This is a genomic window from Mesorhizobium sp. WSM4829, from assembly GCF_055811475.1.
Genome location: NZ_JBVVQJ010000002.1, coordinates 173641 through 186072 on the forward strand (window position 1 = coordinate 173641; position 12432 = coordinate 186072).

At 62.6% G+C, this 12432-nt stretch carries 12 protein-coding genes; 7 read left to right on the forward strand and 5 right to left on the reverse strand.

Going from position 1 to position 12432, the window contains the following annotated elements:
* Positions 1-548 precede the first annotated feature (548 nt).
* Positions 549-1616, reverse strand: a complete 1068-nt coding sequence (locus AC0L17_RS03125; protein ID WP_473514728.1) for a glycine--tRNA ligase subunit alpha — start codon at positions 1614-1616, stop codon at positions 549-551.
* 294 nt (positions 1617-1910) lie between these two features.
* Between AC0L17_RS03125 and AC0L17_RS03130 the strand changes: the two genes are divergently transcribed.
* Positions 1911-3737 (forward strand): patatin-like phospholipase family protein, encoded by a 1827-nt coding sequence (locus AC0L17_RS03130; RefSeq protein ID WP_473514729.1) that lies wholly within the window; start codon positions 1911-1913, stop codon positions 3735-3737.
* Positions 3738-3907: 170 nt separating this feature from the next.
* Here AC0L17_RS03130 and AC0L17_RS03135 read toward each other — a convergent pair whose 3' ends face one another.
* Entirely contained in the window at positions 3908-5683 is a 1776-nt protein-coding gene (locus tag AC0L17_RS03135) for a tetratricopeptide repeat protein (protein WP_473514826.1), read from the reverse strand.
* A gap of 94 nt (positions 5684-5777) precedes the next feature.
* Complete coding sequence (locus AC0L17_RS03140) at positions 5778-6377, reverse strand: hypothetical protein (protein WP_473514730.1); 600 nt, start codon at positions 6375-6377, stop codon at positions 5778-5780.
* Between the two features lie 234 nt (positions 6378-6611).
* On the opposite strand from AC0L17_RS03140, the gene AC0L17_RS03145 reads away from it, so the two are divergent.
* Positions 6612-7115 (forward strand): helix-turn-helix transcriptional regulator, encoded by a 504-nt coding sequence (locus AC0L17_RS03145; RefSeq protein WP_473514731.1) that lies wholly within the window; start codon positions 6612-6614, stop codon positions 7113-7115.
* Positions 7116-7267: 152 nt separating this feature from the next.
* Here the strand turns inward: AC0L17_RS03145 and AC0L17_RS03150 are convergent, their stop codons facing one another.
* Entirely contained in the window at positions 7268-8284 is a 1017-nt protein-coding gene (locus tag AC0L17_RS03150) for a polyprenyl synthetase family protein (RefSeq protein ID WP_473514732.1), read from the reverse strand.
* Positions 8285-8515: 231 nt separating this feature from the next.
* A complete protein-coding gene (locus AC0L17_RS03155; protein ID WP_473514733.1) occupies positions 8516-8905 on the reverse strand; it encodes a nuclear transport factor 2 family protein in 390 nt (129 codons plus the stop codon).
* 212 nt (positions 8906-9117) lie between these two features.
* Between AC0L17_RS03155 and AC0L17_RS03160 the strand changes: the two genes are divergently transcribed.
* From AC0L17_RS03160 to AC0L17_RS03180, 5 genes are all read left to right on the forward strand, one after another.
* Positions 9118-10002, forward strand: a complete 885-nt coding sequence (locus tag AC0L17_RS03160) for an AraC family transcriptional regulator (RefSeq protein WP_473514734.1) — start codon at positions 9118-9120, stop codon at positions 10000-10002.
* 163 nt (positions 10003-10165) lie between these two features.
* Positions 10166-10390: a putative signal transducing protein gene (locus AC0L17_RS03165; protein ID WP_023799382.1), complete on the forward strand. Its 225-nt coding sequence runs from the start codon at positions 10166-10168 to the stop codon at positions 10388-10390.
* Positions 10390-11190, forward strand: a complete 801-nt coding sequence (locus tag AC0L17_RS03170) for a tRNA1(Val) (adenine(37)-N6)-methyltransferase (protein WP_473514735.1) — start codon at positions 10390-10392, stop codon at positions 11188-11190. The genes AC0L17_RS03165 and AC0L17_RS03170 overlap by 1 nt, the downstream gene beginning before the upstream one ends.
* Positions 11191-11276: 86 nt before the next feature.
* Positions 11277-12143, forward strand: coding sequence for a S49 family peptidase (locus tag AC0L17_RS03175; protein WP_473514736.1), 867 nt, complete (start codon positions 11277-11279; stop codon positions 12141-12143).
* Positions 12144-12222: 79 nt separating this feature from the next.
* Positions 12223-12408, forward strand: coding sequence for a hypothetical protein (locus AC0L17_RS03180; protein ID WP_077381693.1), 186 nt, complete (start codon positions 12223-12225; stop codon positions 12406-12408).
* Positions 12409-12432 lie beyond the last annotated feature (24 nt).

Below are 12432 nucleotides of genomic sequence, written 5' to 3' on the forward strand. Positions count from 1 at the left end.
AATCTGCGTTCCCCAGCGGCCATGCCCGCCCCAAGCCGCGGCGCCGCCTGCCGCTTGACCCGGTCACGCTTCGGCATTGCCAAAACCCCCCCGCCCCCCCCCCCCGCCGCTCCGCGGCGACCTCCCCCATCGAGGGGGAGGTAAAGAGGGCATAGCAACTCGGCTGGTCCCATGCAATCGGCGCATCCACGGACGATTGCCAAAAATATGCCGCTGCCTGTCGGGCCAGAGCGGGACCATCCGTCCTTGGGTCAAAGATCTCCATGAACCGAACGCGGCGCTGAAGCGACCAACGCTCAGGCAGAGAACTATTGGCTGAACGACCATGAAGACGGCATCGACATTCCTGCAGATCCTCGCGCTCAGCGCCTGTTTTGCGGCGCAGGCTCATGGCACGTTCACGATGCCCGGCGTTAGACAAGCGCTGCGGACAATGGCTGGTTCCAGCGGTCAAGGCGTATTGCCAATCAGCGCTTCAGTCGAAATCGCAAACAGCCTCTGGAGCTAGAGCATCGGACCCGGCGGCACGTTCGACTTGAAAGTCGCCGCTAAGCCGCCAGTCCACCTGCCTGCGTCAGCAAAAACGCCTCGCCGCAGGCTTTCGCCAGATTGCGCACCCGCAAGATGTAGCTCTGCCGCTCGGTGACCGAAATCACGCCGCGCGCGTCGAGCAGGTTGAAGACGTGGCTGGCCTTGATGCACTGGTCGTAGGCGGGAAATACCAGACGGTGGTATCCCTCCCCCTTGAGGGGAGGGTGGCCAGACGAAGTCTGGCCGGGAGGGGTCGCTCGGGCAGTGCTCGACGCCCTACTTGCGGTGCCTTCTGAGGCGACCCCCTCTGCCCGCTCCGCGGGCATCTCCCCCTCGAGGGGGGAGAAGGGCGCGCCGGCATCGAGCAGCGCCTTGCACTCGGCTTCGGCGTCTTCGAAATGCCGAAGCAGCATCGCGGTGTTGGCGAACTCGAAATTGTGCCGCGAATATTCCTGCTCGGCCTGCAGGAAGACCTCGCCATAGGTCACCTTATCGGCGCCGTCGCGGCCGTTGAAGTTGAGGTCGTAGACATTGTCGACGCCCTGCACATACATAGCCAGCCGCTCCAGCCCGTAGGTGAGCTCGCCCGCCACCGGCGCGCATTCGATGCCGCAGACCTGCTGGAAATAGGTGAACTGCGACACTTCCATGCCGTCGCACCAGCACTCCCAGCCCAGCCCCCAGGCGCCGAGCGTCGGGCTTTCCCAGTCGTCCTCGACGAAGCGGATGTCATGCAGAAGCGGATCGACGCCGATCGCCGCCAGCGAGCCGAGATACAGTTCCTGCAGGTTGGGCGGGTTCGGCTTCAGGATCACCTGGTACTGGTAATAGTGCTGCAGCCGGTTCGGGTTCTCGCCGTAGCGCCCGTCCTTGGGCCGGCGCGAAGGCTGCACATAGGCCGCGTTCCAGCGCTTTGGCCCGAGCGCGCGCAGCGTCGTCGCCGGGTGGAACGTGCCGGCGCCGACTTCCATGTCATAGGGCTGGAGAACGACGCAGCCATAGTCCGCCCAGTAATTATGCAAGGTCAGGATCAGCCCCTGGAACGAGCGGCTGGGATGCATATGGGCTGGGATATCAACTGTCACGGCGGCCTCGACGGGAAAGGCGGGGATGCGGCCCTCCCTAGAGCGCCCACCGGCAAGCGTCAAGGCAAGGGGCCGGCCGCAGCCAGGGCAATCGGGTGAGTTAACGCGTGACATACGGCGAAACGGCAGGGACGTGGCGGCCTGATCGTGGCCCTTCCTGGGAGCCAGAGATGAGAGCGCCCAGCGATCAGTCCCGCGCCTCAGCCGTCGGCGGCTCTCATGTGTGGTATCATCGGGTGGGGGGCCAGCACCCTCGAGGAGACAAAAGTCATGGATTCCCAAGGGACGGCTCAGATGTCCTCCGTCGATTCTCTTGCAGCGAGTTTATTGTCGGCAACATTGATGTTCGATCGGGCGTCGTTGCTGGCGCTCGAGGCTTTAGCTGCCGAATCCGACCGTCGGGTCCTGAGACGCGGTGAGGTTCTGGTTCGCGAAGGCGATGCGTCGGACAGGTTTTTCATCGTGCTGTCTGGACGCTTTACGGTACACAAAGGAGATTCGACTGGATCGGTCGCCGAGATCGCGCAGGGTGAACTCATCGGTGAAATCGGTTTCTTCGCGGGACTACCCCGCATGGCCACTGTCCTTGCAGCGCGCGATTCGATCGTCCTTGAAATCGGTCGCAATCATTTCGAGAAGGCGGCCGAGACATTGCCGAGCCTGAGAGAGGCGGTCACGGTATTTCTGGCGCGCCGGTTTGCCATCCAAGCTCCGAGTTCGTCGCGTCTCAAGGAACCTGCCAAGATCCGAACGCTTGCGATCATTGCAGCCGGCGGAAGTCGCATCTCACCGGTGTTCATCCAGCACCTGCGGCAAGCGTTCGGCGCGGCCACGCGCGCTCGGTTCGTTTCCCGGCTTGACATCCAAGCGAAGTTCCCAGGTCATCCGATCGACGACCAGCCGATCCTTAACTGGTTGAACGAACTGGAGGCGGAAGCCCAATTCATCGTCTATGTTGCCGATGAGGAACCTAATGAATGGACCCAAGTCTGCATTCGCCAGGCCGATACCGTCTTGTTGCTGGCCAACGCATCCTGCTCGCCTCGTCTGAACCCGTCTGAGGAACTGACGCTATCGGTCCATCCGCCATCGACCAGTCGGCTTGTCCTAATTCACGACACTCGCTCGGCTGCGGTCTCCGGTACCTCTGCATGGCTCGATGAGCGACCCTATGTTGACCAGCATCATCATGTTGCGCTGGACGACGCGTCTGATTTCCAGCGCCTGGTCCGATTTATTTCGGGCAAGGCACTGGGCTTCGTGGCGGCAGGGGGTGGGTCCCTCGGCAGCGCTCATTTAGGCGTCTACAAGGCTTTCGTTGAGGCGGGCGCTTGCTTCGACTATCTCGGCGGGACAAGTTCCGGCGCGGCGATGATGGCCGGCTTCGCAAGAGGCTTGGATGCCGACCAGATCGACCGAGGCACCCACAACATATTTATCAAGAGCCGGGCGTTTCGCCGTCCCACCTTGCCGCATTTCGCGCTTCTGGATCACAAAGCGTTTGATCGGGCCCTTCGGCTGGAATACGGCGACGTTCTGATCGAGGATCTTTGGCTTCCGTTCTTTGCACTTTCGACCAATCTGAGCAGCCGTCAGCCCCATGTCCACCGTCGTGGAAAGCTCTGGCACGCCGTTCGGGCGTCCGGCTCCATCCCGGGCGTCCTGCCGCCGTTCTTTACGGATGACGGCGATATGCTGGTGGACGGCGCTATCATGAACAATTTGCCGCTGGAGCAGATGAAGGAGCTCAAGACCGGACCCAATGTCATCGTTACCTTCGGGTCGAGTGCACCGCAGAAATACGACATAGACTATGACCGTATCCCCGGAGCTTCCGAACTGGCATTCGCCTTGCTGAACCCTTTCGGTCGTGCCCGCTTGCCTCGGGTTCCCAGCATGCTTCAGGTCATTGCCTCGAGCATGCTGGCACACCGGCCGCAGGACATTGCCGTCGGCGAAGAGGATATCCTGATCTGTCCGGAGGTTTCCAACACGATCAGCTTCATGGATTGGAGTCGGCATTCCGAGTTGTTTTCGGATGCCTACGACCGTACGACCCGATGGATCGAGGAACAGAACGACTCAGGGCTCCGAGCGGTGCTCGGCACCGCGCACGATTAGCATGGCTTATAGTCCAGACCCCTAAAGCGCGTCGCGTTCGATCGACCTCACGCGACGCGCTTTAGGTTGTTGTTTTATGCATGTCGTTAACGCAAAACCGTTGCACACTTTTGCGCGACATGCATTAGCGACAGCGGCGACGAGCCCCGCATAATCGAATTCAGAAGTATTCAGCCCTTTGGCGCAGTCGTCGGTTCGGGCTTGACCTTCGGGGTTTCCTGCGCCGTGTTGGATTCGATCGGCGGCAGGCCCTTCAGCAGTTTCTGCTGCAAGGCGGCGAGCACGCCGGGATCCGGCTTGAGGTCGCGAGCCTGGTTCCACTGGAAGGTGGCTTCCAATTTGCGGCCGACGCGCCAATAGGCATCGCCAAGGTGATCGTTGAGCACCGGATCTTCCGGCTTCAACGAAACGGCACGTTCCAATTCGCGCACCGCATCGTCGAATCGGCCAAGGCGGAAATAGGCCCAGCCCAGCGAATCGACGATGTAGCCGTCGCTCGGCCTGAGCTCGACGGCCTTCTGGATCATCTGAAGGCCTTCCTCGAGGTTGGTGTTCATGTCCACCCAGGAATAGCCAAGATAGTTCAGAACCTGCGGCTGGTCGGGGAACAATTCCAGCGCCTTGCGGAAATTCGGCTCGGCCTTCGGCCACTCCTTCAGTCGCTCATAGGCGATGCCGCGCTGGTAGAAAATGTTCCAATCGGCGCGGGTCGGGGCCTTCAGCATCGCCACCGCCTTGTCATAGAGACCGGCCGCGGAGCGGAAATCCTCCTTCGAGGCATAGACGCCACCGAGCGCCTGATAGGCGCGCATGTCGTCGGGACGCGCTTCGACGAGGGCGTTCAGATGGGCGATGGCCTCGTCATAGCGGTCGAGATCTGCAAGGTTGAGGCCGAGCTGCAGTTCCGACAGCGTCTTCAGCGGCGAACTGGCCGGGATGCGGCGATAGAAGGCGATGGCGCCCTCGCCGTCCTTCAACTGCTCGGAGACGGCGGCGAGTTGGACGAGGGCCGCGTCGCTGTCGGGCCTCAGTGCCAGGGCGTATTGCAGATAGAGGCGGACGAACGGCTCACCGCCGCCGCGATTGAGCGCGGTGGCGAGATCGAGCAGAATTTCCGAGGCGCCGTCGGACGGGCCGGCAACGAAGGGTTCGATCTTCTCGCCCTTGGCGATCCTGTCGCGAAGCGCCGATATCTCGACCTTGCCGGGTGCAAATGCCTCCGCCTGATCGAGCACGGACAGCGCCTTGTCCTTGTCACCCTTGCGGGCAAGGAAGGAGGCATAGGCCTGCGCGTTGCGCATCCAGGTTTCGGGCGCGGCGGCGCCGGTCGCGGTGTCCTGCAAGGTGGCGGCGTAGATCGCATCCGCCTTTTCGGGCAGGCCCGAGGCATCGGCGATAAGCCCGCGATGGAAGGATTTGAACAGGCCGAACCAGTCCGGGCCCTGCAGCTTTTCGATCGAGGCCATGGCCTCGCCGGGGTCGCCTGCGCCCTGCTTGGCCCAGCCGGTCATGACGCCGGAGATCAGCCGGTCGAGATCGGATTCGAGCGAAAGCTTGAGCCAGTATTCGGCCTTGGAAAAGTCCTTCTTGTGAAAGGAGCCGACGGCCAGCGCCAGGCGCGAGAACCGCTCGACGTCGGGAACCGTCTTGAGCTTGTCGGCATAGACCAGGGATTCTTCGAAGCGCCCCTGCGCGATCAGCGACAGCATCAGGCTTTGCTGCAACGAGGTGTCACCGGGAGCGAAGGCGAGCGCCTGCTTGTAGTAGGCGATGGCGCTGTCGAGATCATTGTCGCCTTCGGCGACCCGCGCGGCAAGATAGGCCCCCGAGAACGACGTGATATTGACTGGCTCGGTGGTCTCTTTGGCCAGGGCGGGCAGACCGGAGACCGCCATGCCCGTCACAATTGCCAGCCCTGTCAGCCAGCGCGCACATCCTTGCCGCATCATATCCCTTTCAGTCGAAGCCATACCCGCGTCAGCGGGATCGCCGTTGACTCGATCTTTTCCACGTTAAGCATGGCCTTTTTGGGGTGAGGCTTCAACCCGGCCCGAATTCACAATCGGGTAATGCTATCAAAAACAACGCGGAAAGGCGCCAAATTACGACCGTCGACCGCGATTTGCCGGCCTGACGCGCTGCCGGCCTGTCCTGCTGCAGCATCGGCGCCGCGATGCCGTAAGCGATCCGTAAGCGGCGGGCGTCGATAGTTTCCGCAGCGGAATGATGCGTGGAACCGTGCAGATGGATGCCGTTGCTTCGCCCAGGAAGATGCCGATGCTGGAAATGCCGCAGGGCCAGCAGGCCTTCGCCATTGTCGATCGAATCTACGAAGCGTCGTTCGCGGCCGAGCTGTGGCCGGAGGTATTGGCGGCGGCAAGCGCGATCTCCCGCTCGGCAAACGGCGCGATCTTTGTAGTCAGCGATCATTCGCCGGTCCGCGCCATCACCGAAACGCATCTCCAGCCCTTGCTCGATGAGTTCATGAAGGGAGACACTTGGCGGTTTTCCGAGAGCGTGAAGCGCTTGTGCGCCGCGCAGCCAGCAAGCTTTGTGCGGGTCGATAATTTCATCACCTGCGAGGAGATCGAGATCGATCCCGTTCGCAAAAGTGCCACCGCGTTTGGCATCGGGCCGCATCTATGCACAGCCATCCCCATGCCTGGCGGCGAGCTTGTCCTTTTTGTCTTCCAGCGCTGGCTGAAGGACGGGAGTTATGACCAGGCCGCAATCGATCTGTTGAACGGACTGCGTCCGCACCTCGCACGGGCCGGCCTCGTCGCCGGGCGCCTGGGTCTGGAACGGGCCAGGACCGCCGTGTCCATTCTCCGGGAAATCGGGCTGCCGGCCGCAATCATGAGTGGATCGGGCCGTGTGCTGACGGCCAATCCGCTTTTCGAAGGCATGGCGGACATCTTCCTTCCCACAGCCCATGGCGGCATGGCGATTGCCGATCAAACTGCAAACGCGCTTTTCCAGCAGGCCATCGCGCAGAACCGGGATAACCGCGTCGTGCGGTCCATCCCGGTTGCGGCCATCAAAGGGCGGCCCGCGCTGGTCATTCAGCTGTTGCCGCTGCGCCGCGCCGCAAACGATATTTTTTCGGATGCAGATGTATTGGTTGTCGCAACCACGGTCGGTACCGGCGCCGCTGTTCCGTCGCCCAATGTGCTTTCAGGCCTGTTCGACCTGACGCCGGCGGAAGCCCGGCTCGCCGTCGAGCTGGCCTCCGGCCATTCGGTGCAGGAGGCGGCCATGGAAATCGGCATCGCCGTCAAATCGGCCCGCACCTATCTCGAGCGAATCTTCCGGAAAACCGAAACCAGCCGTCAGAGCGAGCTCGTGGCGCTGCTGAAGAGCGCGTGGTCATTTTCATGACCCCGACAGTTTGCCGGGCGCGCTGACCGTCACGGAGCCCTGCCCTGCTTGCTGACCATGCTGCTGCGGAACGAGCATGATTTCACCGCCGCAATTCCGGGAAGACCAAAACACGGGCCGGCGCCGTGCCGGCCAAATGTCGGAGATATCTTTCAGTTCACCCGGCTGATGCAGAAATCGATGACGTCGAGCAGCGCCGATTTCTGCGGCGTCGCTTCGAGCGGCGCCAGCGCGTCGCGGGCGATCTCGCCGAAATGGCCGGCGCGCCCGATGGTGTCGGCGATAGCGCCGTGGCGGGTCATCAATCCGATCGCCTTTTCCAGCCCGGCGTCATCGGTGACATTGTCCTCGATGGCGCGCTTCCAGAAGCTGCGTTCGGACTTGGTGCCGCGCCGGTAGGCGAGGATCACTGGCAGCGTCACCTTGCCTTCGCGAAAATCGTCGCCGACATTCTTGCCCAGATCCTTGCTGGTGCCGCCATAATCCAGCGCATCGTCAATCAGCTGGAAGGCAAGGCCGAGATTCATGCCATAGGAGCGCAGCGCCGCGCGATCGTTTCGCGTCGCCTGGGCGATGACCGGACCGACCTCGGCGGCGGCCGAGAACAGGGCAGCGGTCTTGGCCTTGATCACCGCGAAATGCTCATCCTCCGTGGTTTCGAGGTTCTTGGCGGCGGCGAGCTGCATCACCTCGCCCTCGGCAATGATCGAGGCGGCGCTGGACAGGATGTCGAGCGCTTCCAGCGAACCGACATCGACCATCATGCGGAAAGCCTGGCCGAGCAGGAAATCGCCGACCAGCACGCTCGCCTGGTTGCCCCAGATCATGCGGGCGGTCTTCTTGCCGCGCCGCATGCCGCTCTCGTCGACGACATCGTCGTGGAGGAGCGTGGCGGTGTGCATGAACTCGACTGATGTGGCGAGCTTGACATGGCCCTCGCCGGAATAGCCGAACATCTGCGCTGAGGCGAGCGTCAGCATCGGCCTCAGCCGCTTGCCACCCGAAGAGATCAGGTGGTTGGCAATCTCCGGGATCATCTCGACGTCGGAACCGGCCTTCGACAGGATCAATTTGTTGACGCGCCCCATATCGGCCGAAGTCAGGTCGATGAGATCCTTAATGGAGGCGGCTTCCCGCTTCCCGTTTTCGATGTTGAGAACGACACCCACGACAAACTCCCGTCTTATGTCACGCGCACGACGGCACCCCGATACCGCCGCAGACTCTAGGGCGCTACCCACAGGCACGGCAAGAGGCGATTTGGCGCGGTGTCCTAAGCAGACGAGTTGTCCGGTTTGATCTGCAGCGAACGGAGGCTGGGGATGAGACGGGCAGCCTGGCTACAGGAGCGCCTGATGCAGCCGTTGCCAGGCGCCCCCCTGCCGCCCAAGTTCCCTGGATCAACGCCCCCAGAAGGCGTCTTCCTGCTCGGGGTCGGACGAGAACAGCCACACTTCAACGATCTTGCCGTCCTTGATGCGCAGGACGTCGATGCCGGACTGCGACAGTTTCAGGCCGCCATGATCGCCGGCGAACTCGAGTTCAACCGCCACCAGATCGCCGTTGGTAAGGTACCGATTGACCTTGGTGATGGCGAAACTGCCGCCCGAAGCCTCCATCATGCCCCCCAGCATCGCCCCAAGCTCGGCCATGCCGTTCTTGGCGCCGGAAAATCGGTTGGTTCCAGGCTGATGCCAGACGATTTCGGGCGCAAGAATCCCGCCGAGGGCGGCCTGATCGCCCGATTGGACAGCTTTGAAATACGCCTTCGCGATATCGATATTGCTCATCTTTTTTACCTCTGCTGCTTTGACGTTGACGCGACAGGCATCTCCAACCGCGCCCACCGAACCGATACTTTCCGGTTTCGGGATCGGTCTCCACGTTCCTGAAAAGCCGATGCCGGATAACTATGCGAACAATACGCCTGACTCTCGGTTGAATCTGGCGCATTTCAGATACATATTGGACATTCTTGGAGTTGCGCGCGCCGGAGTTCGCCATGCGGAAGTCTTCCGCGAATCTCACCTGGATGGGCTACACACCGTCCGGGCGCATGCTCGACGTAGAAATCTTCCCATTCTCCGACATTCGTCGCCGATCATCGCCGGCAAAGGTGCGGGCGACGCATCGCTACGACTTCCACATGCTCCTTCTGGTGACTGAGGGGGCGCCCAGGCAAATCGTTGACTTCGAACCGGTGAGCTGTTCGCCCGGGTCGATCCTGGTATTGCGCCCGGGCCAGGTGCACAGTTTTGGCCACGAAATACAGTGGGAAGGCTGGCTGATCCTCTTCCGTTCGGACTTCCTGCCGACCGCCTCCGACTTCCCCGCGGACCTCCTGCCTGGACGCATGCTCGACCGCATGCCGGACCATCTTGTGCTGGACGAGCGGGATTTTCGGACGACTTCCGAGGCGATCGTCACCATGGCAGCCGACGCTCGGGCCGATGCGACGCCGGTCGAGGTCGTTCACACACTCCTCAGACACCAGCTATGTATGCTTATCTTGCGACTTGACCTGCTCAGCGGCAGGCAGCGCGCCGCTGCCACCCGCCACAAACCCGCCTTGAAGCGGTTTGCGAGGTTTCAGGAATTGCTGGAAGCGAACTTTGCCGGTTGGCACCAGGTCGGCCCTTATACCGACGCGCTCGGCTGCACGCAAAAGAGTCTCAATCGGGCGACGAGAGAGGCGGCGGGACTCAGCGCCAAGAACTGCATTGCACGGCGCATTGCACTGGAGGCCAAGCGGCTCCTCGCGCATACGGATCGGCCGGTCTACCTGATCGCTGAGGGCCTCGGCTATGACGAGGCTACCAACTTTTCCAAATTCTTCCGAGCGAGCGTTGGACAGGCTCCGGCTGAATTTCGGGCGGCTTTCCGCTGATCGAGCCACTTGCCGGCTCAACTCTCCGCATCAGTTTTGCCAACGAATTGACCCGGCGCTGCTTAGGAGATCCCCACGGCAGTCTCGCCGTCTTGGCGCGGTCGAGGTGGCGACGGAAGCCACCCACGTTTACATAGACGCTGCAACCTGCGAGTTTCGTCCTATGATAGAGCTTATCCGCACCAACGACGCCGTGATCATCTCCTTTGTCGAATCGCTGATGCGCGATGCCGGCATCGGCTGTTTCGTCGCCGACCAGAACATGAGCGTGCTCGACGGTTCGATCGGCATCTTGCCCAGGCGCATCATGGTCGAAGCCGACCAGGCCGATGCGGCGCGGCGCATCCTGACGGATGCCGGCATCGCCAACGAGATGCGCCAGAAGTAATGCCAGCTGTGCGCGCCACCCTTGTCCAGGACACGCCGGCCCATACGGTCGATGCTTTCCATCGCGGGCGGTTCTGGTTGGTGCAGCCGAAACAGGCAGGCCATCGCGCCGGCATGGACGCCATGATGCTGGCGGCTGCCGTGCCGTCCTCCTTCGCCGGGCGCCTTGCCGACTTCGGCGCGGGTGCTGGCGCCGCGGGCCTGGCCGTGCTGTCGCGCTGTCCTGATGCCGAGGCCGTGCTCATCGAACGGTCTCCGGAAATGGCGGCCTTCGCCGCAACGACGCTTGCCCACCCCGGCAATGCGCATCTCAACGACCGCGCCTCGGTGCTCGCCGCCGACGTCGCGCTGTCGGGCCAGGCGCGAGCCGCCACCGGGCTTGCCGACAACTCCTTCGATTTCGTCATCATGAACCCGCCCTTCAACGCCGCCGAGGATCGCGCCACGCCCGACCCGCTCAGGAAGGCGGCGCATGTGATGGAGGACGGGCTGTTCGACAGCTGGATCCGAAGCGCGGCTGCCGTGGTCAGGCCGCGCGGCGGTCTTGCCGTGATTGCCAGGCCCGATCAGCTCGGCGCCATCCTCGATGCGCTATCAGGCCGCTTCGGCGACGCCGAGATGCTGGCCGTCCACCCCCGCCCCGAGGCAGCGGCGATCCGCATCGTCGTCAGGGCAATCCTCGGCGCCCGCGGAAAACTGTCGATCCGCCCACCGCTGATGCTGCACGCGCAATCCGGTGACGGCCCCACGGAGCGGACCGAGATGATCAACAACGGGATGGCTTCGCTGTTCGGCGACTGAGCCTTTTTGGCCGGCCGGGCGTCGCGGCATTGCCGTTGGCCGGCGAATCCCTACATGCCTGCAAGCCAATTTTGACCGGAGACCCCGTGAAACGCTTCCTGAACCGCCTGCTGCCGAAATCCTGGCGCTCCGACATCGTCACCATTCCCGTCATCCGGCTGCACGGCACCATCATGCCCGGCGGCGGCCCGTTCCGGCCGAGCCTGTCGCTGGCATCCACCGCCGGCCCCATCGAGAAGGCGTTTTCCTTCGACGCGCCCGCGGTCGCCATTTCGATCAATTCTCCGGGCGGCTCGCCGGTGCAGTCGCGGCTGATCTTCAGACGAATCCGCGACCTGGCGAGCGAGAAGAACAAAAAGGTCCTGGTCTTCGTCGAGGACGTGGCGGCGTCGGGCGGCTACATGATCGCGGTCGCCGGCGACGAGATCTTTGCCGATCCGTCGTCTATCGTCGGTTCGATCGGCGTGGTGTCGGCCTCGTTCGGCTTTCCCGAGTTGTTGAAGAAGATCGGCATCGAGCGCCGCGTCCATACGGCCGGCCAGAACAAGGCGGTGCTCGATCCGTTCAAGCCAGAGAAGAAGGAAGATATCGAGCGACTGAAGGCGCTGCAGCTCGAGGTCCACGAGACCTTCATCGACCTCGTCAAGGACCGGCGCGGGGCCAAGCTCAAGGACGACCCTGACCTGTTCACCGGCCTGTTCTGGACCGGCAAGAAGGGACTGGAGCTCGGCCTTGTCGATGCGCTCGGCGATATGCGCAGCGTGCTCAGGGCCCGTTTCGGGCCAAAAACCCAGCTCAAGCTGATCACGGCGCCGCGCGGCCTGTTCGGCCGCTTCGGCTGGTTTGGCTCAAACAGAGGCGGCTTTTCGGCGCCCGAGATCGCCGCTGCTGCCGCAAGCGGCGTGATCGATGCGGCGGAAGAGCGCGCGCTGTGGGCGCGCTTCGGGCTTTGAAAAACCGGCGAAAGCGTTTAACTTAAGCTTGATCGGCCCGACCGGCGCCGCAGTCGGCCTTGCGAGGGAGGAGTTTGACATGCCACAGATCATTTTCTTTATCGCAGTCGGCCTGCTCGCCTATTTCGGCTATCGCTCCTTCGTCAGGGAAGCCGAGCGGGTGACGGCCAAGATTCGGCGCACCGAAAAACAGGCTACCAACGGCACAATGGGCACGCTGGTCAGGGATCCGAAGACCGGCGAATACCGCCTGGCCAAGGACTGACATCATCCCCCTCGTGACTGAGAC